The organism is Bradyrhizobium sp. cf659 (assembly GCF_900113725.1).
Lineage (GTDB): Bacteria > Pseudomonadota > Alphaproteobacteria > Rhizobiales > Xanthobacteraceae > Bradyrhizobium.
Genome location: NZ_FOQJ01000003.1, coordinates 385,885 through 409,958, shown reverse-complemented (window position 1 = coordinate 409,958; position 24,074 = coordinate 385,885). Strand labels below are relative to the sequence as shown.

The following is a 24,074-nucleotide window of genomic DNA, read 5'->3' as shown; positions in this document are numbered from 1 at the left end:
CGATCCAAGCACCTCGGCGGAATTTGACCAGGACTGCCAACGTGGTCCGCTCTGCGCTCCAAACTGCCCCCGAGCACCAAGTTGCACTTTGACGAGCTGACGTCCAACGGCTGCAATTCAATCGTGAGGGCTCCAGTCTTGTCCAACTCAGACACTTGATCTGCATCAAAGTATGGCTCGGTCGATGCGAGCAGTCTCGATCCAATTTGCACGAGCCTCTCTTATTGCGCGCCCCTCTTTTGACGGCACAGCTCTCAACGGGAGTACTCTGCCATGAAAATTAATCGCAGCATGATTGCGGCCGCAGGTCTTCTTGCCCTTGGTTGCGTCTCAGCATTGGCTCAGCAGGTCACGGGTGTCCCGGGATCGCCCAGTGCGACCACCACATTGGACGGAAAACAACTCCCTCCCCCCGAGCCGAACTTCGGTGGGGTGATCAAGGAGAAGGCCTCGGAGTCGACAGCGTGGTGGGCTCCGCGCGTTGTCCCGCCGAAGAGCGCACCCAATGTGCTGCTCATTATGACCGACGATGCCGGCTTCGGTGCGCCGGGGACGTTTGGCGGGGTGGTCCCCACGCCGGCGCTCGACCGTATCGCCGCACAGGGGCTGCGCTATACCAATTTCCACTCTACTGCACTTTGCTCCCCGACGCGGGCGGCCATCATCACGGGACGCAACCATCACTCGGTGGGTACAGGCGTGGTGGGCGAATTGGCAACGGGGTTTCCAGGTTACGACACCATCATCCCGATTGATAAAGGCACCATCGGCACAATTCTGAAGGAGAACGGATACGCAACCTCGTGGTTCGGCAAGGACCACAATACGCCTTCGTTCCAATCGAGCCAGGCCGGGCCGTTCAATCAATGGCCGAATGGCATGGGCTTCGAGTATTTTTACGGCTTTGTCGGCGGCGATGCCAGCCAGTGGCAGCCTAACCTGTTCCGCAATACGACGGCGATCTATCCGTTCCAGGACAATCCCGGCTGGAATCTGACGACCGCGATGGCGGACGACGCCATCCAGCACATCAAGCAACTCAAGGAGATCGCGCCCGACAAGCCGTTCTTTGTCTATTACGTCCCTGGCGGCACACATGCACCGCATCATCCAACGCCGGAGTGGGTGAAGAAGATCGGCGACATGCATCTGTTTGATGACGGCTGGAACAAGTTGCGCGAGACGATCTTCGCCAATCAAAAGCGATTGGGCATCATGCCCGACTACGCCAAGCTGACACCGTGGCCAAAGGAATTGCCACAGTGGGATTCCATCAGTGAGGTGGAAAAGAAGCTCTTCATCAAACAGGCGGATGTCTATGGGGCGTACCTCGCCTACACCGACCACGAGATCGGCCGGGTCATCCAGGCTGTCGAAGATCTCGGCCAACTCGACAACACCCTGATCATCTACATCAGTGGCGACAATGGTGCGAGCGCGGAAGGCATGCTCAAGGGCACGCCGAACGAGTTCACTACCTTTAACGGCGTCCCGGTGCCGGTGAAGGCCCAGTACCTCTGGTATCCATTCTGGGGATCGGAAAAAACCTTCCCGCATTTTGCCGCACCCTGGGCATGGGCGATGAGCACGCCGTTCAAGTGGGTGAAGCAGGTGCCGTCGCACTTCGGCGGAACGGCTCAGGGCATGGCCATATCCTGGCCCGGCCACATCAAGGACGTCGGCGGCATCCGCCGCCAGTTTCACCACGTCATCGACGTTGTCCCGACCATCCTCGAAGCGACCGGCATTCCTCAGCCCGAGATGGTCAACGGCATCAAGCAGAGCCCTATCGAAGGTGTGAGCATGGCCTACACGTGGGACAAGGCCAGTGCGGACGCCCCAACCCAACACACGACGCAATACTTCGAGATGCTGGGCAATCGTGCCATCTATCACGAGGGTTGGGTGGCGGCGACCACGCCGGTGACCTTGCCTTGGGAATTGAGCAGCGCGCCGCCGCCGGATGTCATCACCGGCTACAAGTGGGAGCTCTACAACGTCAAGGAAGACCCCACCCAGTACAACGACCTTGCAGCCCAGATGCCGGAAAAGGTCAAGGAGCTGCGGGCGCTCTTCGATTCCGAAGCGCAGAAGTACAACGTGCTGCCACTCGATAACACGACGCTCCCGCGCTGGAATGCACCACGCCCGAGCCTCACGGCCGGCCGCACGGTCTTCACCTATTCGGGCGAATTGAGTGGCGTGCCGGCAAGCGCTGCGCCGAGCATTCTGAACAAGTCCTACACCATCACCGCCGAGGTCGCGATTCCCCAGGGCGGTGCCGAAGGCATGATCGTCACGGAAGGCGGGCGCTTCGGCGGCTATGGCCTGTTCCTGAGCAAGGGTGTGGCCGGCATTCGCCGGGGCAAGCCGGTGTTTCTCTACAACCTGCTCAACCTCAAGCGCACGATCTGGTCGGGGCCGGAGCTCGGCGCCGGCAAGCACACCATCGTCTTCGACTTCAAGTCGGATGGTCCGGGCGTGGGGAAAGGCGGCACAGGCGTGCTCTCTGTGGACGGCAAGGAAGTGGACCGGAAATCCATAGAACATGGCACCCCGATCACGTTCCCTGAGGACGAAACCTTCGACGTCGGCCAGGACACCCGGACCGGCGTCGCGATGATCGAGTATCGCTACGATCCTCCGTTCAAGTTCACAGGCAAGATCAACAAGCTGACGTTCAAGCTCGAACCGGAGCTCAAGGCGGCAGCGGAGTCCAAGGCGGAACTTGGGCCCATGGCAGCGCCGGATCCGGATCCTATTGAGGCGCCGAAGCGATAGCGGCCTTCACTGACACCAATCGTGTGGCTGAAGGACGACGCAGAGACGACATACCAAGGCATTTTTTGTTGGCAGACCTATTTCGGAGAACCGCCGTTCAGGTCGAAACAAGGGAGAGTGCCATGACCCGGAATGACAAGATCAGCCTGTCTGCGCTCAACCGGCGGGATGTTGGATTAGGAGCCCTGGCGGTCGGCACAGCCGTTCTCCTCGCGCCGAAGTCCGGTGTGGCTCAGGGCGTCTTGCGAGCATGGTGGGACGAGACCACCAGCGACTTGAAAGACGTCGCGGCCGATATGCGGGAGGCGGCCGCCTATTTCCTGGGTATGGAATCATATGTGTACGGCTATCCGCTTGTGATGATGGACGTGACGCGTGACGTGCTGACCGCGGCCCCGGCGCCGAATGCGGATGGCACGGCAGCACCAATCAACCAGCTCGCCAAGATGCCGAGCTATGTCAGCCCGGATTTCAAGAACGTCGTGCGGATCAGCCTGAACTCGCTGTGGACGACCGGATGGGTGGATTTGGAAAATGAGCCGATCGTGCTTTCGGTCCCCGACACCAAAGACCGCTACTACGTCTTCTCGATCATGAATATGTGGACGGACGTCTTCGGGTCGGCCGGCAAGCGGACGACGGGTACGTCGCCGGGCAATTTTCTGATCGTCGGGCCGAATTGGAAAGGTACGGCTCCGGCGGGCATCAAGGAAACGTTCCGCTCATCGACGCGATATGCGTGGGCGCTCGGTCAGACGCAGGCCAATGGACCCGCTGATTTCGCCGCGGTCAATGCGATCCAGGCCGGTTACACGCTGACGCCGCTGAGTGCATGGAGCACGCCTTACACACCACCGACCAAGGTTCCCGTTGACAGCAAGGTCGATGTCAAGATCACGCCACCCGACCAGGTGGCGCAAATGGATGCCGGCACATTCTTCAATCGCCTTGCGATGGCGATGAAGGACAACCCACCCTATGCCGAGGATTCACGGGCGCTTGCGAGATTGAAGAGACTTGGCATCGAGCCCGGCAAGCCCTTCGACATCAGCAAGATCGACGGCGGTATCGCCGCGGGCCTGAACAAGGCCGTCAAGGAAGTTCAGATCAAGATGGCCGAAGACATCACCAAGCTGAAAAATGTCAACGGCTGGATCAACATGCTCAATCTGGGCCGCTATGGCACCGACTATAACACCCGAGCCGGCGTCGCCTATATGGGTCTCGGCGCCGATATGCGCGAAGACACGGTTTACCCCACGGCCTACGTGGACGCCGACGGTCAGCCGCTCGACAGCGCCAACAGCTACGTGATGCGGTTCGAGAAGGATCAGCTGCCGCCGACCAATGGCACGTGGTCGGTGTCGCAATACAAGGGCAATTTTTACGAGCGGAACGCTCTCGACCGCTACGTCATCGCCCCATGGATGCCGCTTCAGTTCAACGCCGACGGATCGTTGGACATCTATTTGCAGGCGACCTCGCCGGGTAAAGACAAGGAGTCGAACTGGCTGCCGACCCCGCTCGGGCAGTTCAACCTCACGCTTCGCAACTACTTCCCGAAAGAGGCTGCTTACGACGGACGTTACAAAGTTCCAGCGGTCAGGAAGGTGCTCGAAGTAACAGTCGGGAAGGGAACGCGCTAACGCGCGTTTGTGCATGATCGGAAGTGCGTATCGATTTTCCGAGGCGAGCATGCACTTCAGGCAGTCGCTGTGAGAGACGTTACCATGAAATGGGCTACGACCGCTGCCGCTGTAGAAGCCGCCGCCACCGGGCTGATCCTGTTCCTCGGCCCGGTGCTTTTTGGACGGCTGATTTTCGGAGCCGAATTGTCCGAGCCGGGCCAGGCGCTCGGTCGGCTGACAGGCATAGTTCTGCTGGGCTTTGCGTTGACGTCCTGGCCGGACCCCTCTGCGAGACCTGTCACTCGGGCGATGCTCGTCTATAATCTACTCGCAACCGTTTATCTCGGTTATCTGGGAATGATGGGGACATTAGTGGGTGCACTGCTATGGCCCGCTGCTATCCTGCACTTGCTTTTCACTGCTCTGCTGGCTGCTGAGTGCATGGCTCCCAGGCGAGCGTGAGATTTCGCGCGGAAACTCCTATCGAACTGCGAGAAGGACCATAGTTATGGATAGACGGCTTGGATTGATATTGCTGGCTGCCGGAGTTGTTTCTTGCAATCCATCAGTCAGGGCGCAACAGGCAGAAACTCCGCAATCGATGCTGGCGGCACAGATTCGCATACAAGGTTTCACCTGTGACAAACCGCTTGGTGCCGTGAGAGATAACAAACGCTCCCGGCCAGACCACGCCGTCTGGGTCCTGAGATGCAGCAACGCGACCTACCGGGTCACCCGCGCTCCCGACATGACGGCGAACGTCGAACCGCTACGATGAGCGATCGCGATGAACCGAGCTCGTCCGCAGCTGATCGGACCGTCGTATGTCTGAGTCTGGCCCATCGCGTCATTTAGCTGCGCCAAAGTTTCGAGGACATTCTTCGCGCGTTGGTAAAGGTCCATTTCCTTCTTTGCCCATTGAGCAAAGAGGCTTGCCGGATAGCCCAACGTGTAAAAATCGAGATGCGGCACCATTCTCTGGGTTCAATTGCGCACAGATCAGCATTCTCGCGGCATGTTGCGCCCGAGTTTTGCTCGTTTCCTTGACCCTCTCCAAGTGAAGAGGGCGCAGGGAAGACCGGGTGCCGGCTGGCACCCATGATCCGCTGCGCGAAGAATTTGCACACGCAAATGCGCAGACGGGACAACAGGTGGGCCGGAAAACACCCGGCCTTCCCTGCGCGATGGGTTGACGGCGTATGCGCGCTCTCCCCGGAGCCGAGTTCCTTCTGGCCTCCGTCACCTTGCGAATTGGCGATGTTCCGAGACCCGGTTGAGCCTAGAAGCATCTCCGCAAGGCTTGACCGTAGCAACGACGGTCAGGACCACACGATTTTGCCGTACGCAGCTTCACCCTGCTTCGCCCAAAGGGCTTCGCAAGGCGTTGGCGCCGTTCGTCCGCACGCAGCAGGACCTCACGAGGTTCATCTCGCCCTGGTCCAGCCTTCGCGTGCCCGACGCAGCCGCGTCCACCGCACCCCGATCCACGTTCGTTACGACGTACGATCGCCCCTCTCCGAGAACCGGGATGACGAGAGAATGCCGTAATTCCGAATTTCGGTAAAGTGGAATATTTTTGCGGCGGGGGATTGACGGGGTTTTGCATGAGGCGGGTGTTTTGCCCGACGGGTCAGACCGACGCAGCCAATATAGGTGCTCGGCCCTCTCTGAGTACATCCAGGGCGTGGTAGGCTAGTTTAGGAGCAGAAGCCTCCCAGCAAGGAGAAAGTAGCAATGGAGGACAACGACCAAACAGACGATCCGAACAGAATGCTTAGACCGGAAAGCTGCATCATTCCGCCTGCTCTGCCGAAGTCAGAGCTTCACAAGCTAATGTTCAGGTCATCGGATGAGGAAAAGGCAGCGATCGTTGATTATGTCGAATGGCAATCAAACAAAGATCCAGAAAGGGATCAAGAAAGGGTGCTTCACGCGGAAAAAATTGCGAGCGAACGCGTTCTCGGGACAGACTATGATGTTTGGGATGTGCACACGGACGCTATTGATCCGAACAAAGCCCGTTGGTGGGTGATAACCAGCCCAACGAACTTGTATTCTCAAAGTTTGATGCCGAGCTTGGATTACACGCTTTCGTTCCACATTGGCCTAATGGCACGCGTTGGCGCCGCCAACCGACCACAAGGTAGTGAGGCAGAGCAAGCGTTTATCCCAACGACCACCCGCTATCTTGTTCAAGCGCATGATGCCTTCGATGCAGCCGATGAAGCGGCCGATTTTCAAGCCGTCGGAATGCGATGCCGCGAAACCCTTCTCACGTTGGTGCGTGAAGTTAGCGAACATGGCAACGTATCGATGGGCGATCAGGTACCCAAAATCGGTGATTTTGTCGGCTGGTCCGACCTGATAGCGAATCACATAGCAGGAGGCGGATCCGCAGAATTTACAAGAGGCTATCTGAAGAACACCTCCGATCGGGCATGGCGCCTTGTAAATTGGGTCACGCATGCGAGGAACGCCACTCGGGAGGATGCGCGCCTAGCAGTAGTTGCGACCTCGCACGTGGTCGACATCTTCGCGCTGGAGACGCTTCGTCAAAAGGTACAACCGCCGGAAAAATGCGGACGCTGCGGATCACGAAAGATCGAAACCGATTGGAGACCAGATCTTGGCCGCCACGGCGATTACGTAGTGAGATGCGAAGCATGTGGAGCAGAAGCGCGCAAGGTAAAGGTCCGCAAGCCAACGGTCCGCGGAATACCTGAGGAACGTCGCCCGTCCACCAAGAAGAAGAAGAATAGGAAGACTGGAACAAAGCGTTAGATACTGTTCGCATTCTCCTCCCAAGAAGAGCGATTCGTAGGATGGGTAGAGCGAAGTGAAACCGAGGCGACGTGTGACGACGAAACATGATGGGTTTCGCAAGTGCTCTACCCATCCTACGCGCTGCCTTGGGCCCAAAGCGAAGCCGAACCATCGACCACCTATCGCTGAGCCGGACTAGGATACATCGTCTCAACCACGCAGTCCGTCCATGCGGCCGCCTTCTGTGCCCCGTAGAGGCGGGCAACGTCTCGGCCATTCGCAGCGTTAGCGGCTATCCCTAATCGTCGACCGCACGCGTCGCGTGCCTTCTGGCCGAGTGCGCCATTCGCATCCGCATCCACTTGCTCTTTTGCTTCATCCATTAGCCGCTTCATCGCAGGCGGGATGTTAGGATCAGCCGAGTTCTGCCCCTGCTTTCTTGCGTCCCATACCTTCTTCGCACAATCAAAGCGGGCCTGCTTGAGGATCGGCCCAAGCTTCGCTGGCAGTTCGTTACCTACCGCCAAGCCTTGAAAGTCTGAATTCCCCATTTGACGTACCAAAAGTTTGGTGGAGCATACACAGTATGCTGCTATCTCAACTTGAGAAAACTGCAGTTGTGCCCGGGCTTTGGGTGTCATCCCCTCGTCGTAGTGCTGCACGCAATTCGCAGACATAGTTCCCACAAAATCAAGAACAGTATCCATGTTGCGAAGCAGCACATCATCGGCGGCGAACGCAGGTGATGTGAGCAAGACTATCCCTATTATTATCGCCCGTGCCATGCCTTCACTCTTACAGATGAAAAGTGTCGGCCAACAGCATCACCCGCGGAACCCGCGGTCAACTCTATTTCGCTCCGAGGCCTCGTGCGATGACGAAACATGATGGGTTTCGCAAGTGCTCTACCCATCCTACGCATTATCTATTGTCTTCACTCACCCGGTGCCCGGCAAACCGATCATCGGCCCGGCGCAGCCGTCGGCATAGTTCGCGATTGATGTTCTGCAGCACGATCACATAGGCGTGGATGTCGGCCTTGTAGCAGGCATAGAGCTTCTGGGCCGTCAGCTCGTACAGCACCGTCGGACTCTCGGCGACCACAGTGGCCGAGCGGTTTTGCATTTCGATCAGCGCCATCTCACCGAAGAAATCGCCGGGCTCCAGAACGGAAATCGGGATGACGCTCCCCGCATTCGCCCGTTTGCTCACCGCCAGCCGGCCGGACTTGACGATGAACATCGAGCGTCCCGGCTCGCTTTCCGCCACGACCGTTGCGCCGGCATCAAAGCGGCGCTCGACCAGCATCGAAATCAGGAGGTCGAGACTTGAGTCCGGCAGACCGCCGAAGAACGGCGTCGCGAGCAGGAACGCTTTCAGATCAGGGGCACTGACAGCCATCGCGCAACGATACGCCCATCGCCATTTGCGACAAGCAGAGCACACATCGGCGCTGACGACGCCCGACATGTTCGAACAATGCTGCCGGCAAAAGTCTCGTGGATGGGTCAAGCGACTTGTCGGCCGTAGCTCAAAGAGCGAAGGCGGAAGCGAGACCCATCGCGCCTTGCCTGCCCGGAAGCATGATGGGTTTCGCAAGTGCTCGACCCATCCTGCGCGCTCTCGGTCCTCGCCTGTAATTTGACGCGGGTGATGAACGTCGTCGTCGCACGCGCCACTCCATCCCGGGTTCCACCGGGCCATTCTGCTGACGCAATCTCTGTCTTAGTCGGTGAGAACACTGCGTGAGGACCACTCCGGTTCGCACAACGGTTCCATAGCCAAGGGGTTGGCTCGAATCCGCAAGGGATTGGCGCAAGTTCATGAACGCTGCCGCGTTCGCTTGACCATGCTTGCGGGATCGGGAACCGGACGTTCGAAAAAAATCACAGGAGTTACGATGCTGTTCCGCTCGAGCGCCGCAATTTGCGGCGCCCTGGTTGCGCTTGCCGTTTCTGTTTCCGTTGCGCGAAGTGAAGTGAGTGGCGTTCACTCGAGCGCCGTCGTGGATGCCGCTTCCGGGGAGGCGATCGTTGGCGCAGCATCCATGTACAATCCATTCAAGCCCGGCAAGGAAGAGGGCGGTCCGAACACAGCCTCCGGCGAGCGTTATGATCCCTCTGTCTGGGCGGCCGCCATCAAGACGAATCTGCGTCGGAAGTTCGGTGGGGTCCAATTTGGCGCAAGGCCGAAATATGCCCTGGTCGAGGCCGTCGGCAAGAAGGTCATCGTCAAGATCAATGACGTGGGGCCATTAAGGCCCGGCCGCATCATTGACCTCAACGAGCGGACGATGCGCCATTTCGATCCAAGCCTGGAACTCGGGGTCATTGATGACGTCAGAGTTCGCCCGCTTGCAGGGGACTATTGGATTCCGGGACCGGTGGGCTGAGCGTCCCCGCGCGAAGGAGGTCGTGCACGTCCCGGACAGCGGGCGGCCCCGATGACCTCCTCGCCTCGGATCCACGGGGCCAAGTTCATGCTATGCGGCCGGGCGCAAGCGGAGGAGATGAACCTTAACTCAACTCGCTTGAGCCGAGCGGGGCCCTCCTGTGACCAATATCACAGAGCAAGCATTTGCTTTTCGTCAGGCTCTGTCTAATCTTTCAGACTGCATTCCGGGGGGACTGCTGTGAGTCGTTTTGGTCCTTTTGCATTATTAATATTCGCCGTCTTGCTTGCCTGCGGTCCGGCCCATGCCGAGAAGCGCGTGGCGCTCGTCATCGGCAATTCGGCCTACAAGAGCGTCCCCCGGCTCAGCAACCCGGCGAACGATGCCACCCTGGTCGGCGGCATGTTCAAGAAGGCGGGCTTCGACGATGTCGATGTCAGGCTCGACCTCAACGCCGCCGACATGCGCAGGTCGCTGCGCGAGTTCGCGGGCCGGACCCGCGATGCCCAAGTTGCCGTCATTTACTATGCCGGGCACGGCATCGAGCTGGACGGCACGAACTATTTGATCCCCACGGATGCCGCGCTGGAAACCGACGGCGACGTGCTCGACGAGACCGTCGCGCTCGACCGGGCGCTCTTTGCCGTGGAGCCTGCCAAGCAGCTTCGCCTCGTCATTCTGGACGCCTGCAGGGACAATCCGTTCGCCAAGACGATGAAGCGCACGGTCGCCTCGCGCGCCATCGGGCGCGGACTTGCCAAGATCGAGCCGACCAGCCCGAACACCATGATTGCCTTCGCCGCCAAGGCGGGCTCGACGGCCTCGGATGGCGACTCCAAAAATAGTCCGTTCGCCGCCGCCCTGGTCGAGCGGCTGCCGACGCCGGGGCTCGACCTGCGCAAGGCCTTCGGCTTCGTCCGCGACGATGTCCTGAAGAACACCGGCTACAAGCAGGAGCCCTATGTCTACGGCTCGCTCGGCGGCGACGACGTGCCGCTGGTCGCAGCGAAACCGGTCGCGACTGGGCCGCAGGCAAGCCCCGACAGCGAAATCCGGCGCGACTACGAGCTGGCGCTTCAGCTTGGCACGCGTGAAGGATGGACTGCCTTCCTCAACCGCTTTCCGAGTGGCTTCTACACCGATCTCGCCAAGGGCCAGCTGAACAAGATCGCCGCCGAAGAAACCCGCACTGTGGCCGCAGACAAGGCTCGGCAGGCAGAGGAGGAGAAGGCGCGGCTTGCGGCGGACCGCGCCAAGAAGGCCGAGCAGGACAAGGCGGCTGCCGTCGCCAAGGCCGCCGAGGACGCCCGGCTTGCGGCCGAGAAGGCCAAGCAGATCGAGGAAGCCAAGGCGGCCGCAGCCGAGCAGCGCAGGAAGGACGCCGAGGCCGCCGTGGCCAAGGCGCTGGCCGACAAGCAGGCCGCCGAGAAGGCACTCGCCGACAAGATCGCGAACGACAAGGCGGCCGCCGAGCTGGCCGCAAAGCAGGCGACCGAGAAGGCTCAGCGTGACGGCGAGCAGAAGGTCGCGGCGGTTGCCCCAACACAATCGGCGCCGAGTCTCTCGCCGCAGGAGACGGCCAAACTGGTGCAGTCAGAACTCCGTCGCGTCGGGTGTCTGACGGGTGCAGCGGACGGAGAATGGAACGCTGCCGCGCAGCGCTCACTGACGCTGTTCAACAAGCATGCCGGAACGAAGTTCGACACCAAGCTGGCGAGCTTCGACGCTCTCGACGCCATCAAGAGCAAGCAAGGACGCGTCTGCCCGCTGGTCTGCGACCGCGGCTCCAGGGCTGATGGCGACGCTTGCGTGAAGATCACCTGCCGCGCGGGCTATCGCGTCAACGACGACAACGAATGCGAGAAGGTGCAGGACAAGAAGCCGGTTGCAACGCGCGAGGATGCCAAGCCGCGCGACGACGAGAGAAAGAAGAGCGAAGCCGCGCCCTCGAAACCGCAGGCGACAGGTCGTATGTTTTGTAACAATGCGGGTTGTCGTCCCCTTCGGCCGGGGTGTCGTATCGAAGGTGCAAATCCCCGTGCGGGCTACGCTGGCGCAGAAATCTGCAACTGAGAACGAGTGACGGGCGAGGAAGAAACCTTCGGTACATGAAGCTGCCGGCTCGACGCCAAGCTCGCGAGCTTCGATGCGTTGGACCGTTAGCCGCGGATGCAATCGTCCCGGATTGCGCGTCGCTCCATCCGCGCCACGAATTTCGCCAAAAAGTACAAGAGCGAACTGCGCGGCATCGCGAAGAAGCATATTCATCGCGCAGAGGGTTCCTCTTCGCCCACCTCGTGTCCGGTGAGGCGATCGTCGGAGCGGCGCAGCCGCCGGCAAAGCTCGCGATTGATGTTCTGCAGGACGATCACATAGGCGTGGATATCGGCCTTGTAGCACGCGTAGAGCTTTTGCGCCGTCAGCTCGTAAAGCACCGTCGAACTCTCCGCGGCCACCGTGGCGGAACGATCTTGCATTTCAATCAGCGACATCTCACCGAAGAAATCGCCGGGCTCCAGAATGGAAATCGGGATGACGCTCCCCGAATTCGCCCGCTTGCTCACCGTCAGCCGACCGGATTTGACGATGAACATCGAGCGTCCCGGCTCGCCTTCCGCCACGACGGTCGCACCGGCATCAAAGCGGCGCTCGACCAGCATCGAAATCAGAAGGTCGAGGCCTGGGTCCGGGAGACCGCCGAAGAACGGCGTAGCGAGCAGGAACGCTTTCATCTCGGGAGCACTGACAACCATCGCAAAAGGATACGCCGCGTCGCGATCTGCGGCAAGCAGAGCGCACACAGGCGATGACGACGCCCAACGTGCTTGAATCAAGGCGCTTGAATAAAGACGTCTGTAAATCGCGATCAATCGCGCCTGGCTTACCGCGGCGCAATGCTCTCGCCGCGCAACGTCCTTCGCTTTCGCCACACCTGCAGGTCAACCATGGCTTTTACGGTTGCCGCGAGGACAGCTGCGCAAAGCACCGCCTTCGAGATCGTCTCCATCGTCCCCTCGATCAGCAGGCAATGGACCACGCTGCCGGCAACGATGACGATCGCGAGAGGCACATGAATCAGGCGCCACGTTCGCAGTCGCAGTCCCAATCGCCGGCGCAGCGCAGCCAGGAGCGCAACGGTGAAGATGGCCCACATGGCGGTCACGCCAAAGGGGGAGAACGGCGTCGGCGATGAGAAGGTCAGCGCGTCGATCATGTCGGGCGGGCTGGTGAACCAGAGGCCGGCGACGTGGATCACCACCGCCAGAGCAAGCGCGCCGCCGATCCAGTGATGGGCGCGGCGTCCGCGATAGGCCGACAGTCCCGGCAGATATCCGCCAATCAGCAGGGGCTGAACGAGCACCAGGCCGAGGGCGATGATCCCTGCAAACCCGGCGAGGATGTAGACCGGACCGCGCCATGCGAGCTGCTCGCTTCCCGCAGCTTTGGCGATCGGCACGCCGATGGCCAAAGCAAGGGCGACCCAGATCAGGGTCGCCCGGGCCGATCTCCACCCCTTCATTCGCAACGCGGTCAGGCCGGCTGAAGGACGAAATGCGCTTCCAGGCTGGTTTCCTTTGCGCTCCGCATCACCGGCCGCAGAAAGACGGTTTTGAACTCGCCGCTGTCATAGGCGAGGTGACCATGCGGCTGGCCAAAGATGGGAATGATCTGCGGCATCTCGAGCCGGAACTTGCCGTCCTTGTCGGTGAGCGTGGCGCCATGGCTCTGCGGCTCGTGCTCCTGCCCTTCGACCGTGTGCGCCCAGATCTGGATGCGCTGCCCGGCGAGTGGAGCCCCGTCGCCGGCGCGGCGGACGGTGCCGCTCATCCAGAAGCCGCCCTTGCCGATCCGGTCCACGATCGCCGCGCCCTTGCGGTAGTTGTTTGCCCCGCCCGACATCGACTCGGTCGGGGCGAGGCCGTCCGCGCGGGCCGGCAACAGGAGGCCGGGAAGCCCGCTTGCCAAAACCCCGGTTGCCAGGACGGAGCCGCCAGCAGCGAGGAGGTTGCGGCGGTTGAGTACGACCATGGTCATGTCCATTCCTCCTGGCAACGGCGCAGTGGCCCGCCGAGGGTACAACAACAGGCGCCAGACGCCCAGTTGCGACGACATGTGCAATAGGTCGCAATAACAGTGTTGTGAACGGAGGTGCAGGCCACAGCGTCCAAAGCACCAGCCATGCGCTCCACACCGCAGTTTTGCGCCAGCTCGGCAATTTTGAATGCCGTCGTTGCTCAAACGCTTGAACGGCGGCGTCTTTCCGACACTACATGTGATCCTGCAAACGCGCAGGGTCGCGCAGATCTCCCACTTCCGGAATCCTCACATGATCCCCTTCTCCGTGCTCGACCTCGCGCCCATCCGCCAAGGTGGCGATGCGGCGCAGGCGTTCCGCAATTCGCTCGATCTCGCCCAACACGCCGAGGCCTGGGGCTACAAGCGGTTCTGGCTGGCCGAGCATCACAACATGACGGGCATCGCGAGTGCCGCAACGTCGGTGGTGATCGGGCACGTGGCGGGCGGCACGAAAACCATTCGCGTCGGCTCTGGCGGCGTCATGCTGCCGAACCATTCGCCGCTGGTCATCGCCGAGCAGTTCGGCACGCTGGAGTCGCTCTATCCGGGGCGGATCGATCTCGGGCTCGGGCGGGCGCCGGGCACCGACCAGTTCACCGCACGGGCGCTGCGGCGCGACCTCGCCACCACGTCCGAGAATTTTCCGCATGACGTGCTGGAGCTGCAGGCGCTGCTCGGCGACGTCAAGCCGAACCAGACGATCCGCGCCGTGCCCGGGATGGGGACGAATGTGCCGCTGTGGATCCTGGGATCGAGCACCTTTGGCGCGCAGCTGGCGGCCATGCTCGGCCTGCCCTTCGCCTTCGCCTCGCATTTCGCACCGCAGATGATGATGCCGGCGCTGCGCGAGTATCGCGCGCGCTTCGAGCCGTCGGCGCAGCTCGACAAGCCCTATGCGATGGTCGGCGTCAACGTGTTCGCCGCCGACAGCAACGCGGAGGCGCAGCGCATGTTCTCATCGCTCCAGCAGCAGTTCATCAACCTTCGCCGCGGCACGCCCGGCCCGCTGCCGCCGCCGGTCGACGACATGGACACGCTGTGGTCGCCGGCGGAGAAGGCCGGCGTGGCGCAGGCGCTGTCTTGCTCCGCGGTCGGCTCGCCCGCTGTGGTCGAACAGAAGCTGACGGCGCTGATCGCCGAGACCGGCGCGGACGAGCTGATGACCACGGGCCAGATCTACGACCACGCCGCGCGGCTGCGCTCGTTCGAGATTGCGGCTGAGGTGCGTGACAGGCTGGCGGCGCAGCCGGCCCGGTGATCACACCGGGCCGGACGCCGGCGATGCTGTCCCGCGCGTGGCAAATTTCGCGCAGATTGCAGCGACGGCATTGACGTCCTATACTCGGTGCCTGGAGGGGTAGCGTAGCGCCGATCCCTCAAAGCCTGATCGTAGGCCGCCGATGGACGTGGACCGCAGTCGAGCATTCGACTTCGTCGAGACGGTGCGGCAGCTTCCGGACGTCGCGAGCATCCTCGATGCGATGAGCCGCACGCTCAGCCAGCACGGCTTCGACTATTTCTGCAGTTCCTATGTCACCCCGCTGTCGACCGAAACGCCGCGCGCGGCCGTTCTCGCCGAACGGTTGCCGGCCGGCTTTCTCGATATGTATTCCGAGGCGCAGTATGTGTGGCACGATCCCGCGCTGCGTTATTGCAGGACAACACTTCAGCCGTTCCGCTGGTTCAGGGAAGCGCCGTACGATCCGGAACGGGAGCCGCGCGCCGTCGAGCTCGTGCGACGCGCCCGCGACTTCGGTATGGTGGATGGCGTGGTGATCCCGGTCATCTCACCAGCGGGCCGCACCGGCCAGGTGTGGTTCGGCGGCGCCGAGATCGATCTGCCGGAGCGCGATCTCCCCGCGCTCCACCTCATGGCGCTTTACGCCTTCGACCGGGTGCTGAAGCTGCGCGGCCTGCCCGAGACTCCGCAGCTCGCACTGTCCTCGCGCGAGCGCGAGGTGCTGACGCTCGCGGCCGTCGGGCGATCCAGCGAGGAAATCGCCGACGCCCTGGCCATCACGGGACGCACCGTGAAGGCGCACATCAAGAGCTGCTGCAAGAAGCTCGGCGCAGCCACCCGCACGCAGGCCGTGATGATCGCCATGCGCGACCGGATCATCTCGCCCTGAGCGTGAAAGGCCCGATCGCGACCGGAGTCGATCAATCGGCAAAGCCGAACAGCTTTGCCGGATTGTGCACCAGAATCTTCTCCAGCGTCGCCTGATCGGGCGCGTAGCGGTACATCAGCTCGAGCAAATCCGCGTCGTTGGGAGGCTGCTTGACGGAGACCGGATGCGGCCAGTCGCTGGCCCAGACGCAGCGGTCGACGGCTGCCTCGATATAGGCGCGCGCGATCGGGATCACGTCGTCGTAGGGCGGGCCGGCCTTCGAGGTCTTCTCGCCGAGCGACAGCATGACCCAGAAATTGCCCCTGGCGAGCAGCTCCAGCATCTTGCGCAGGTTGGGATCGTTCCTGCCGGCTTGCGGATCGGGGCGCGCCATGTGGTCGATCAGCACGGGCACGTCGAGATTCTCGTACTTGGCGACGCTGGAGACGATGCCGTCCTTCTCGGGCTGGATCTTGACGTACCAGCCGAGCTCGCGAATGCGGGCGATGGCGCGGGCGAAATCGGCATCCGACAGCACCGCGCCGAGCTCCTGGCGGAAGCTGAAGCGCGCGCCGCGCACGCCGGCGTCGTGGAGTTTGGAGAGATAGCCGTCGCTCGCCTCCGCGAACACCAGCGCGTTGGCGCAGCCGCGATAGTTCGGGCCCATCGCGGCGAGGCCGTCGAGCACGACGGAATGGTCGGCGCCATAGGTCGTGGTCTGCACGATGATGCCGCGCTCGATGCCGAGCGTCTTGTGCATGCGCAGCGCCGCTTCCCAGGTCGCGGTCGGCATCCGGTAGGCCGCACCGGGGCGCTCCGGATATTTGTCGACGGGCCCGAGCACGTGGAACTGGCTGTCGATGGTCTTCGGCGGCGGCGCCTTGACCGGGCGGCGCGGGTTCGGGTCGAACGGCAGATAGGTCGGCATGCGCAAACTCCCTCAGTCGATCACGGCGGTGAAGTCGCACTGCACCAGCGCGCCGCCGTCCATGTTGTCCATCGGCAGCGCGTGACGCGCCGGGCGCGAATGCTCGTCGGGAAACATTTTCAGCCACTCGACATTCACAGGCCCGCGCTGCGAGCGGTCCTTCAGCCATACCGTCATCTTGATGATGTCGTCGGTGGTGCCGCCGGCCGCCTCCACCGTCGCCTTCATGTGCGCGAACATGTTGGCGCATTGCGCGTCGAGACTCTCGGGCATGGCGCCGGCCGCATCGCGACCGAGGATGACGCCCGACATCACGAGATTGCCGATGCGGCAGGCGTTCGGAATCGGATTGGCGTGCTTGAAGCCGCCGATATGGATGCTCTTGCGCCGTGTCATGGTGCGCTCCCTCTTCTGTGTTGGTTCAGACGAACTGGCACGACACCGAGCCGAACGCGCCATAGTCGGCGTGGAAGGTGTCGCCGCGGCGGATGTCCACGGGACGCGTGAACGATCCCGCCAGCACCACCTCGCCGGCCTTAAGATATTCGTCATGCGGCGCGAGGCGATTGGCGAGCCAGGCGATGCCATTGGCGGGATGGTTGAGCACGCCGGCGGCAAGCCCGGTCTCCTCGACCTCGCCGTTGCGGAACAGAAGCGCGCCGATCCAGCGCAGATCCGCATCCAAGGGGCGAAACGGCCGGCCGCCGAGCACCAGCGCGGCGTTGGCGGCATTGTCGGAGATCGTGTCCATCACTTTTCGCGTTTTGCCGGTCTCGGGATCGACGCGATGCATCCGCGTCTCCAGGATCTCCAGCGCCGGCGTCACGTAGTCGGTGGCGTTGAGCACGTCGAAGATGGTGCAGTCGGGCCCGCGCAGCGGCGCCTTCAGCACGAAGGCGAGCTCGACCTCGATTCTTGGCGCGTGAAAGCGATCGAACGGGATCGGGGTGGCGTCGGCATAGAACATGTCGGCGAACAGCACGCCGTAGTCGGGCTCGGAGATGCCGACCGCGTTCTGCATCGCCTTCGAGGTCAGGCCGATCTTGTGGCCCTTGATGACGCGGCCGCGGCCGAGCTGGAGCTTGGTCCAGGCGCGCTGGACGGCGTAGGCATCCTCGATGGTGAAGCCGGGATACTCTTTCGAGAACATCGGGATCAGCGTCTTGGTGCGCTCGGCCTCATCCAGGCGCGCAGCAAGGCGTTCGATCGTGGCGGCATCCAGCATGATTATCGCTCCTCGGCCACGGTGTTGCGCAGCACGCCGATGCGGCTCGACTCGACCTCGACGACGTCGCCGACTTTCAGCCAGCGCGGCGGATCGAAGCGCGCGCCCGCCCCGGTCGGCGTGCCCGTCACGATCATGTCGCCGGGCTTCAGCGTGGCGAAGGTCGAGAGATAGGAGATCAGGAAATCGAACGGGAACATCAGCCGCTCGGTGGTGTCCTGCTGCCGCACCTCGCCGTTGACGCGCGTGATGATGTCATGAGGCCCGCGCGGGTCGAGCTCGTCCGCGGTGACGATCCACGGACCGATGCTGCCGGAGCGGTCGAAATTCTTTCCCTGCGTGACGTTGAACTTGCCGTGGCGCAGCCAGTCGCGGATCGTGCCCTCGTTGCACAGCGTCATGCCGAAGATGTGTTCGAAGGCCCTTTCGCGCGGAATATGACGGCCGCCCTGGCCGATCACGATGACCAGCTCGCCCTCGTAGTCGAGCTGATCCGAGACTTTGGGCTTCTCCAGCGGCTGGCCGGAGCCTGTCATCGAGGACATGCTGCGCACGAACAGGCTCGGATATTTGGGCAGGTCCGAATTGTCTTTGTACTCGGCGTTGCGCTCGGCGTAGTTGACGCCGATGCACCAGAGCTTCTCCGGCGCCAGCACCGGCGGCAGCAGGACGAGATCATCGAGCGCGTAATCCGGCTTCTGATCGGCAATCGCCTCCTGAGCGTCCGCCAGCGCATTGGCCGCGATCAGCGCCTTCACGTCGGAGAAGTCGCGGCCGATCCGCCGGGTCAGATCGACCACGCCGCCCGCGACAGCCGCGCCATAGCGGGGCTCGCCGTCCAAGAGATAGCTCAGGAGTCGCATTGTCGTTTTCTCCGATGGTCTTTGGGCACAAAACCCGGCGCGATGGGCCGCGCTCAGTCTTTCGATTTGGGAGTCTGGAAGACCGCGTTCAGCGTCACGATCTCGCCGAGGCGGGCGTAGCGGGGACCACCGATGCGGGCGATCGGGTCGAGCGCCCTGGTCTCGACCTTGCCATTTTCCACGAGGCCGTCGCGAATGTGGAACATCACGACCTCGCCGACGATGAGCCGGCTGCGGGCCTCGCCGAATTCGAGGCACTGCCGGAACACGCATTCCATCGCGACCGGCGCGGCAGCGAGCCGCGGCACCTTGATGCGCTCGCTGGCGAGCGTTTCGAGCCCGAGCTTTTCGACCTCGCTGACTTCAGGCGGATGCTCGATCGAGCTGTCGTGCACCGCTGACATCAGCGGGGTATCTGCGATGTGGATCACATATTCCTCGGTATCGAGGATGTTGTGCGCGGTGTCCTTGTAATCCGCGCCCTTGCGGCCGACGCTGATCGCGAGCATCGGCGGCTTCTGCGAGACGAAGGTGAAGGCGCTGAAGGGCGCGAGGTTGAGCACGCCGGAGCGCGACAGGCTCGTCACCCAGGCGATCGGGCGCGGCACCACGATGCCGGTCATCAGCCGGTAGATGCGCTCCGCGCCGAGCTCGGTGGGGTCGATCCGCATCGCTCAGTCCGCCTTGATGTTGGCCTTGCGCACGACCGGAATCCACTTGGCGTCCTCGCGCTCGAGATAAGCCCTGAACTCCTCCGGCGTCATCGGGGTCGATTCTCCGCCAAGTTTCTCGAACTTGTCGATCACGCCGGGGTCTTTCAGGATCGCAATCAGCGTCTCGTGCAGCTTGTCGACGACAGGCGCGGGCGTGCCCGCGGGCGCGAACAGGCCGGTGAAGGTCTGGCCGTCGAAATCCTTGTAGCCGAGCTCGGCAAAGGTCGGGACGTCAGGCAGCGACTTCAGGCGGTGCGGGCTGGTGACCGCGAGCGCGCGGAACAGGCCGGCCTTGATGTGCTGGAGGCTGACCGTGAGCTGGTCGAACGCGAACTGCACCTGCCCGCCGAGCAGGTCGTTGATGGCCGGCGCGTTGCCGCGGTAGTGCGCGGTGACCCATTGCAGCTCGAGGCTGGATTGCATCAGCTCGCTGAGCAGATGGTTGGTGGTGCCGGGGCCGGGCGAAGCCATGGTCAGCTTGCCGGGCTCGCGCTTGGCGAGGTCGATGAATTCCTTGAAATTGTTGGCCTGGACGGAGGGATGCACCTCGAGCACCAGCGGCGTCATCGAGATGGTCGAGATCGGCAGAAAGTCCTTCTTCCAGTTATAGGCGTCGCGCTTGTTGATCTCGGTCGCGAACAGCACCGGGCCGTTGGCGCCGACGAACAGCGTGTAGCCGTCGGGCGCCGATTTCGCGAAAGCCTCGCCCGCGATCATGCCGCCGGCGCCGGCCTTGTTTTCGATGATGAAGGGCTGGCCGAGCTTTTCCTGGAGCTTGTCGGCGATGATGCGCGCGGCGCTGTCGACATTGCCGCCGGCCGGATAGGGCACGATCAGCTTGACGCTGCGCGCCGGCCATTGCTGGGCCGCTGCGGGCCCGGCCAGCATTGCGGCTGCGGCAGCTATGGCAATCCAGATTAATCTCATGTTAACCTCCCGGCGGCGCTTCCAATTTCACGTCGAATGCCCTGACGTCTCGAAAGGCATCTCGATCGGAGCGCAATCTCCAGATGCGCGCTTTACCTGTCGAGTGAATTGTGGCGTTCTTGTCCATATTATGGACAAGCGACCTTCCGCGAAAGCCGTCCGCGGCGTGACAGAACCGCGACAGGGTGCGCAGGCGATCCGGCGCGCGCTCGCGGTACTGCGCATTCTTGCCGCGGGCCGCGAGGACGGTGTGCCGCTGGCCGAGGTCGTGCGGGCGACCGGCCTCACCCGTCCGACCGTGCACCGCATCGTCCACGTGCTGATCGAGGAAGGCATCGTCGAGCGGCACAATCGAACCGGCCGCTACGCGATCGGCAACCAGGTGCCGGAACTGGCGCTGGCGCGGGCGCGGCCGTCGCGGCTGCTGGTCGCGGCAAATCCGTCGCTGCGGCGCGCCTCTGCCGAGATCGGCGACACGCTGTTCCTGACGGCGCGGACCGGCAACGACACGCTGTGCGTCGATCGCAGGATCGGCGTCTATCCGATCCAGGTGCTGTCGATCGAGGTCGGCGCGCGCCGGCCGCTCGGCGTCTCTAGCGCCGGCGTCGCCATCCTCGCCGCGATGCCGGCGCAGGACGCGCGAAAAATCGTCGCAGCCAACGAGAAGCGGTTCGAGGCCTACCAGACCGACGTCGCAACCGTGATCGGCGAGGCCACCGCAGCACGAAAGCGCGGTTACTATTTGAGGGAGGTCGGCCTCGTGCAGGGTACGAAATCGATCTCGACCTGGATCAAGACCCCGGACGGACAGCCCGCCGCGGCGATGACGGTCTCCGCCGTTCGGACGAGGCTCGGCCCCCGCCGCGAGCAGGAGGTCGCAGAGATCCTGCTGCGGGAGGCGCAGACGATCGAGCGGGCGATCCGGGGTTAGCTTCGCCTCTCCCCGCGTGCGGGGAGAGGCCGGAATTTGCGGAGCAAATTTCCGGGTGAGGGGGAGTCTCCGCGAATCCAACTGCCACCGTCCCCGGGGAGAGTCCCCCTCACCCCAACCCTCTCCCCGCAAGCGGGGCGAGGGAGCGCACCGTCATCGCGGCGCTGTCAATGGGCTGACGTGGCGCTCCGTTTTGTGGCACAAGAGCCGCCATCGCCGACCGAGCAACGAGGCCACGCATGCCCGCGCCAAAACCGCCTGCCTTCGAGACCCTGAGCCTGCATGCGGGCCAGCATCCGGATCCCGCGACCGGCGCCCGCGCGGTGCCGATCTACCAGACCACGTCCTACGTGTTTCAGGATTCCGATCACGCCGCCGCGCTGTTCAACCTGGAGCGCGCCGGCCACATCTATACGCGCATCTCCAATCCCACCACCGGCGTGCTGGAGGAGCGGCTCGCGGCGCTCGAGGGCGGCGTCGGTGCGATCTGCACCGCGAGCGGCATGGCCGCGCTGCATCTCGCCATCGCGACGCTGCTCAACGCCGGCGACCACATCGTGGCGTCGAGCTCGCTCTATGGCGGCACCATCAATTTGCTGGCGCACACGCTGCCGCGCTTCGGCATCACCACGACCTTCGTGAAGCCGCGCGACCTCGCTGCATTCCGCGCGGCGATCAAGCCGAACACCAAGCTCGTGATCGGCGAGACCATCGGCAATCCCGGGCTCGAGGTGCTCGATATCCCGAAGGTCGCGGCGATCGCGCATGAGGCAAAGATTCCGCTGCTGATCGACAACACCTTCGCCACGCCCTATCTCAGCCGGCCGATCGAGCTGGGGGCCGACATCGTGATGCATTCGGCGACCAAGTGGATTGGCGGCCACGGCATCGCGATCGGCGGCGCCATCGTCGACGGCGGCCGCTTCGACTGGCGCGGCTCCGGCAAGTTCGGCGTGCTGACCGAGCCCTATGGCGGCTATCACGGCATCGTCTTCGACGAGCAGTTCGGCACCGCGGCCTTCATCATGCGCGCGCGCACCGAAGGCCTGCGCGATTTCGGCGCCTGCCTGTCGCCGACCAACGCGTTCCAGCTCTTGCAGGGCGTGGAGACGCTGGGCGTGCGCATGGACCGTCACATGCAGAACACGCACTCCGTGCTGGAGGCGCTGAAGGCCAACAAGGCCGTCGACTGGGTGCTGCATCCCTCGCTCGAGGACCACACGGATTACCAGCTCGCCAAGCAGCTCTTGCCGCGCGGCGCCGGCTCGATCGTCTCCTTCGGCATCAAGGGCGGACGGCCCGCCGGCCGCAAGTTCATCGAATCGCTGCGCATGATCAGCCATCTCGCCAATGTCGGCGACGCCAAGACGCTGGTGATCCACCCGGCCTCGACGACGCACCAGCAGATGGACGCCGAGCAGCTCAAGGCCGCCGGCATCGGCGAGGAGCTGGTGCGGCTCTCGGTCGGCATCGAGACGGCGTCGGACATCATCGACGACCTCAATCAAGCGCTGCGCATCTCGCAAAAGGTTTAGGCCATGAAGCTTTCCGTCAACGGCACCGAGGTGTTTGTCGCGACCGGCGGCCGCGAATTCGACAAGTCCCTGCCCACGGTGGTCTTCATCCACGGCGCCGGCTTCGACCATTCGACCTGGGCACTGCACACGCGCTGGTTCGCCCATCACGGCTACTCCGTGCTGGCGCCTGATATGCCCGGTCACGGCCGCTCGGCCGGTCCCTCGCTATCGAGCATCGCCGAGATGGCCGACTGGACGGCGTCGCTGCTCGATGCCGCAGGAGTTGCGAAGGCGCATCTGATCGGCCACTCCATGGGATCGCTGATCTCGCTGGAGACCGCCGCGCGGCACCCCGACAGGGTCTCCGCGCTGAGCCTGATCGGCACCGCCGCGACCATGACGGTCGGCCCGGATCTGCTGAAGGCGGCCGAGGCCAACTCGCAGGATGCCAACGACATGGTGTCGATCTGGGGCCTCGGCTTCAACGCCGAGCTCGGCGGCAGCCTCGCGCCAGGCCTGTGGATGCATGGCGGCGCGCAGGCGGTGCTGAAGTCTTGCGAGCCGGGCGTGCTGTTCAGGGATCTGTCGGCCTGCAACGCTTACGCCAATGCGCTTCAAGCTGCCGCGAGCGTCAAAGTGCCTGCGACGCTGATCCTCGGCGAGCGCGACATGATGACACCGGCGAAGGCCGGCAAGGCGCTCGCGGCCGCGATCCCGCATGCGAAGACCGTCGTGGTGCCGGGCGCGGGCCACATGATCATGGCCGAGCGCCCGGATGAGTTGCTGGCGGCGCTGAAAGGCTGAGCCCAGAGCTATCGCATTCGCGCTGAAAGTTTAGGCGCAAACGCCTCCAGAGCGTCATGGCCGGGCATAGCCGTCCAAAGGACGGCGTCGCTTCCGCTCGCCTAGGTCCCGGCCATCCACGACTAAAGCGGGATGAATTTTGGTTGAATCGATGTGGCTCAGGGCTCGATTCACCTCTCCCGTAGGGAGAGGTCGGAGCGCATCGAAGATGCGATCCGGGTGAGAGGATCTGGTCTCGCTGAGTGCCGCAGCCCCTCACCCGGATTGCTGCGCAATCCGACCTCTCCCCGTCGGGGAGAGGTGAATCACCGACGCCGCCGAACCTAATTTCATCGTGCTTTAGCTGCACGGAACGAAGAACGTGGATGCCCGGGACCCGGCTCCGCGAACACTTCGCCGGGCTTACAGATGTTGGGC

General features: G+C 62.9%; 23 protein-coding genes. 11 read left to right on the top strand and 12 right to left on the bottom strand.

Annotation, left to right across the window (positions count from 1 at the left end; all coding sequences use genetic code 11):
* Nucleotides 1-273: 273 nt before the first annotated feature.
* From BM118_RS16040 to BM118_RS16030, 3 genes are all read left to right on the top strand, one after another.
* Nucleotides 274-2,781 (top strand): arylsulfatase, encoded by a 2,508-nt coding sequence (locus BM118_RS16040; protein WP_092186513.1) that lies wholly within the window; start codon nt 274-276, stop codon nt 2,779-2,781.
* Between the two features lie 122 nt (nt 2,782-2,903).
* On the top strand, nt 2,904-4,427 hold the full coding sequence (locus BM118_RS16035; RefSeq protein WP_092186512.1) for a DUF1254 domain-containing protein: 1,524 nt from the start codon (nt 2,904-2,906) through the stop codon (nt 4,425-4,427).
* A gap of 84 nt (nt 4,428-4,511) precedes the next feature.
* Entirely contained in the window at nt 4,512-4,871 is a 360-nt protein-coding gene (locus BM118_RS16030; RefSeq protein ID WP_092186511.1) for a hypothetical protein, read from the top strand.
* 261 nt (nt 4,872-5,132) lie between these two features.
* On the opposite strand, the gene BM118_RS41430 is transcribed toward BM118_RS16030, so the two are convergent.
* On the bottom strand, nt 5,133-5,384 hold the full coding sequence (locus tag BM118_RS41430; RefSeq protein WP_177234356.1) for a hypothetical protein: 252 nt from the start codon (nt 5,382-5,384) through the stop codon (nt 5,133-5,135).
* Between the two features lie 759 nt (nt 5,385-6,143).
* Here BM118_RS41430 and BM118_RS40475 point away from each other — a divergent pair.
* The gene (locus tag BM118_RS40475; protein ID WP_143099477.1) at nt 6,144-7,190 is read left to right on the top strand and encodes a hypothetical protein; all 1,047 of its coding nucleotides are present in this window, start codon (nt 6,144-6,146) and stop codon (nt 7,188-7,190) included.
* Nucleotides 7,191-7,351: 161 nt separating this feature from the next.
* Here BM118_RS40475 and BM118_RS16010 read toward each other — a convergent pair whose 3' ends face one another.
* Both BM118_RS16010 and BM118_RS16005 read right to left on the bottom strand, forming a co-directional pair.
* Nucleotides 7,352-7,957: a hypothetical protein gene (locus BM118_RS16010; protein ID WP_092186508.1), complete on the bottom strand. Its 606-nt coding sequence runs from the start codon at nt 7,955-7,957 to the stop codon at nt 7,352-7,354.
* 136 nt (nt 7,958-8,093) lie between these two features.
* Complete coding sequence (locus BM118_RS16005; protein ID WP_092186507.1) at nt 8,094-8,573, bottom strand: Crp/Fnr family transcriptional regulator; 480 nt, start codon at nt 8,571-8,573, stop codon at nt 8,094-8,096.
* A gap of 499 nt (nt 8,574-9,072) precedes the next feature.
* Between BM118_RS16005 and BM118_RS16000 the strand changes: the two genes are divergently transcribed.
* A complete protein-coding gene (locus BM118_RS16000; protein ID WP_092186506.1) occupies nt 9,073-9,564 on the top strand; it encodes a septal ring lytic transglycosylase RlpA family protein in 492 nt (163 codons plus the stop codon).
* 240 nt (nt 9,565-9,804) lie between these two features.
* On the top strand, nt 9,805-11,637 hold the full coding sequence (locus BM118_RS15995; protein ID WP_092186505.1) for a caspase family protein: 1,833 nt from the start codon (nt 9,805-9,807) through the stop codon (nt 11,635-11,637).
* A 191-nt stretch (nt 11,638-11,828) separates the two neighbouring features.
* On the opposite strand, the gene BM118_RS15990 is transcribed toward BM118_RS15995, so the two are convergent.
* The 3 genes from BM118_RS15990 to BM118_RS15980 all read right to left on the bottom strand — a co-directional run bounded on the left by BM118_RS15990 (nt 11,829) and on the right by BM118_RS15980 (nt 13,599).
* On the bottom strand, nt 11,829-12,317 hold the full coding sequence (locus BM118_RS15990) for a cyclic nucleotide-binding domain-containing protein (RefSeq protein ID WP_092186504.1): 489 nt from the start codon (nt 12,315-12,317) through the stop codon (nt 11,829-11,831).
* A 128-nt stretch (nt 12,318-12,445) separates the two neighbouring features.
* Nucleotides 12,446-13,084: a ferric reductase-like transmembrane domain-containing protein gene (locus tag BM118_RS15985; RefSeq protein ID WP_092186503.1), complete on the bottom strand. Its 639-nt coding sequence runs from the start codon at nt 13,082-13,084 to the stop codon at nt 12,446-12,448.
* Between the two features lie 11 nt (nt 13,085-13,095).
* Nucleotides 13,096-13,599: a peptidase associated/transthyretin-like domain-containing protein gene (locus BM118_RS15980; RefSeq protein WP_092187024.1), complete on the bottom strand. Its 504-nt coding sequence runs from the start codon at nt 13,597-13,599 to the stop codon at nt 13,096-13,098.
* Nucleotides 13,600-13,891: 292 nt separating this feature from the next.
* Between BM118_RS15980 and BM118_RS15975 the strand changes: the two genes are divergently transcribed.
* Both BM118_RS15975 and BM118_RS15970 read left to right on the top strand, forming a co-directional pair.
* Nucleotides 13,892-14,899 carry an LLM class flavin-dependent oxidoreductase gene (locus BM118_RS15975; protein WP_092187023.1) on the top strand — a complete coding sequence of 336 codons (1,008 nt, stop codon included), beginning with the start codon at nt 13,892-13,894 and terminating at the stop codon, nt 14,897-14,899.
* A 142-nt stretch (nt 14,900-15,041) separates the two neighbouring features.
* The gene (locus BM118_RS15970) at nt 15,042-15,770 is read left to right on the top strand and encodes a helix-turn-helix transcriptional regulator (RefSeq protein ID WP_092186502.1); all 729 of its coding nucleotides are present in this window, start codon (nt 15,042-15,044) and stop codon (nt 15,768-15,770) included.
* Between the two features lie 31 nt (nt 15,771-15,801).
* Here BM118_RS15970 and BM118_RS15965 read toward each other — a convergent pair whose 3' ends face one another.
* From BM118_RS15965 to BM118_RS15940, 6 genes are read right to left on the bottom strand one after another with little or no spacing between them, the layout of a single operon-like run.
* Nucleotides 15,802-16,677: an amidohydrolase family protein gene (locus tag BM118_RS15965; RefSeq protein WP_092186501.1), complete on the bottom strand. Its 876-nt coding sequence runs from the start codon at nt 16,675-16,677 to the stop codon at nt 15,802-15,804.
* Nucleotides 16,678-16,689: 12 nt separating this feature from the next.
* Nucleotides 16,690-17,073 carry a RidA family protein gene (locus BM118_RS15960; protein ID WP_092186500.1) on the bottom strand — a complete coding sequence of 128 codons (384 nt, stop codon included), beginning with the start codon at nt 17,071-17,073 and terminating at the stop codon, nt 16,690-16,692.
* A 25-nt stretch (nt 17,074-17,098) separates the two neighbouring features.
* The gene (gene hpaH / locus BM118_RS15955; RefSeq protein ID WP_092186499.1) at nt 17,099-17,902 is read right to left on the bottom strand and encodes a 2-oxo-hept-4-ene-1,7-dioate hydratase; all 804 of its coding nucleotides are present in this window, start codon (nt 17,900-17,902) and stop codon (nt 17,099-17,101) included.
* Between the two features lie 2 nt (nt 17,903-17,904).
* Nucleotides 17,905-18,765, bottom strand: coding sequence for a fumarylacetoacetate hydrolase family protein (locus BM118_RS15950; RefSeq protein ID WP_092186498.1), 861 nt, complete (start codon nt 18,763-18,765; stop codon nt 17,905-17,907).
* 53 nt (nt 18,766-18,818) lie between these two features.
* A complete protein-coding gene (locus BM118_RS15945; RefSeq protein WP_092186497.1) occupies nt 18,819-19,436 on the bottom strand; it encodes a flavin reductase family protein in 618 nt (205 codons plus the stop codon).
* A gap of 3 nt (nt 19,437-19,439) precedes the next feature.
* Nucleotides 19,440-20,405 carry a Bug family tripartite tricarboxylate transporter substrate binding protein gene (locus BM118_RS15940; protein ID WP_092186496.1) on the bottom strand — a complete coding sequence of 322 codons (966 nt, stop codon included), beginning with the start codon at nt 20,403-20,405 and terminating at the stop codon, nt 19,440-19,442.
* Nucleotides 20,406-20,535: 130 nt separating this feature from the next.
* Here BM118_RS15940 and BM118_RS15935 point away from each other — a divergent pair, with 130 nt between their 5' ends.
* From BM118_RS15935 to BM118_RS15925, 3 genes are all read left to right on the top strand, one after another.
* Nucleotides 20,536-21,336, top strand: a complete 801-nt coding sequence (locus BM118_RS15935; protein WP_177234355.1) for an IclR family transcriptional regulator — start codon at nt 20,536-20,538, stop codon at nt 21,334-21,336.
* Between the two features lie 239 nt (nt 21,337-21,575).
* Complete coding sequence (locus BM118_RS15930; protein WP_092186494.1) at nt 21,576-22,871, top strand: O-acetylhomoserine aminocarboxypropyltransferase; 1,296 nt, start codon at nt 21,576-21,578, stop codon at nt 22,869-22,871.
* 3 nt (nt 22,872-22,874) lie between these two features.
* On the top strand, nt 22,875-23,657 hold the full coding sequence (locus tag BM118_RS15925) for an alpha/beta fold hydrolase (RefSeq protein ID WP_092186493.1): 783 nt from the start codon (nt 22,875-22,877) through the stop codon (nt 23,655-23,657).
* Nucleotides 23,658-24,074 lie beyond the last annotated feature (417 nt).

What these genes read in the sequence shown, in the direction of transcription:
- BM118_RS16040 (WP_092186513.1), top strand. Translation starts at nt 274, where the DNA reads ATGAAAATTAATCGCAGCATGATTGCGGCCGCAGGTCTTCTTGCCCTT.
- BM118_RS16035 (WP_092186512.1), top strand. Translation starts at nt 2,904, where the DNA reads ATGACCCGGAATGACAAGATCAGCCTGTCTGCGCTCAACCGGCGGGAT.
- BM118_RS16030 (WP_092186511.1), top strand. Translation starts at nt 4,512, where the DNA reads ATGAAATGGGCTACGACCGCTGCCGCTGTAGAAGCCGCCGCCACCGGG.
- BM118_RS41430 (WP_177234356.1), bottom strand. Translation starts at nt 5,384, where the DNA reads ATGGTGCCGCATCTCGATTTTTACACGTTGGGCTATCCGGCAAGCCTC.
- BM118_RS40475 (WP_143099477.1), top strand. Translation starts at nt 6,144, where the DNA reads ATGGAGGACAACGACCAAACAGACGATCCGAACAGAATGCTTAGACCG.
- BM118_RS16010 (WP_092186508.1), bottom strand. Translation starts at nt 7,957, where the DNA reads ATGGCACGGGCGATAATAATAGGGATAGTCTTGCTCACATCACCTGCG.
- BM118_RS16005 (WP_092186507.1), bottom strand. Translation starts at nt 8,573, where the DNA reads ATGGCTGTCAGTGCCCCTGATCTGAAAGCGTTCCTGCTCGCGACGCCG.
- BM118_RS16000 (WP_092186506.1), top strand. Translation starts at nt 9,073, where the DNA reads ATGCTGTTCCGCTCGAGCGCCGCAATTTGCGGCGCCCTGGTTGCGCTT.
- BM118_RS15990 (WP_092186504.1), bottom strand. Translation starts at nt 12,317, where the DNA reads ATGGTTGTCAGTGCTCCCGAGATGAAAGCGTTCCTGCTCGCTACGCCG.
- BM118_RS15985 (WP_092186503.1), bottom strand. Translation starts at nt 13,084, where the DNA reads ATGAAGGGGTGGAGATCGGCCCGGGCGACCCTGATCTGGGTCGCCCTT.
- BM118_RS15980 (WP_092187024.1), bottom strand. Translation starts at nt 13,599, where the DNA reads ATGACCATGGTCGTACTCAACCGCCGCAACCTCCTCGCTGCTGGCGGC.
- BM118_RS15975 (WP_092187023.1), top strand. Translation starts at nt 13,892, where the DNA reads ATGATCCCCTTCTCCGTGCTCGACCTCGCGCCCATCCGCCAAGGTGGC.
- BM118_RS15970 (WP_092186502.1), top strand. Translation starts at nt 15,042, where the DNA reads ATGGACGTGGACCGCAGTCGAGCATTCGACTTCGTCGAGACGGTGCGG.
- BM118_RS15965 (WP_092186501.1), bottom strand. Translation starts at nt 16,677, where the DNA reads ATGCCGACCTATCTGCCGTTCGACCCGAACCCGCGCCGCCCGGTCAAG.
- BM118_RS15960 (WP_092186500.1), bottom strand. Translation starts at nt 17,073, where the DNA reads ATGACACGGCGCAAGAGCATCCATATCGGCGGCTTCAAGCACGCCAAT.
- hpaH (WP_092186499.1), bottom strand. Translation starts at nt 17,902, where the DNA reads ATGCTGGATGCCGCCACGATCGAACGCCTTGCTGCGCGCCTGGATGAG.
- BM118_RS15950 (WP_092186498.1), bottom strand. Translation starts at nt 18,765, where the DNA reads ATGCGACTCCTGAGCTATCTCTTGGACGGCGAGCCCCGCTATGGCGCG.
- BM118_RS15945 (WP_092186497.1), bottom strand. Translation starts at nt 19,436, where the DNA reads ATGCGGATCGACCCCACCGAGCTCGGCGCGGAGCGCATCTACCGGCTG.
- BM118_RS15940 (WP_092186496.1), bottom strand. Translation starts at nt 20,405, where the DNA reads ATGAGATTAATCTGGATTGCCATAGCTGCCGCAGCCGCAATGCTGGCC.
- BM118_RS15935 (WP_177234355.1), top strand. Translation starts at nt 20,536, where the DNA reads ATGGACAAGCGACCTTCCGCGAAAGCCGTCCGCGGCGTGACAGAACCG.
- BM118_RS15930 (WP_092186494.1), top strand. Translation starts at nt 21,576, where the DNA reads ATGCCCGCGCCAAAACCGCCTGCCTTCGAGACCCTGAGCCTGCATGCG.
- BM118_RS15925 (WP_092186493.1), top strand. Translation starts at nt 22,875, where the DNA reads ATGAAGCTTTCCGTCAACGGCACCGAGGTGTTTGTCGCGACCGGCGGC.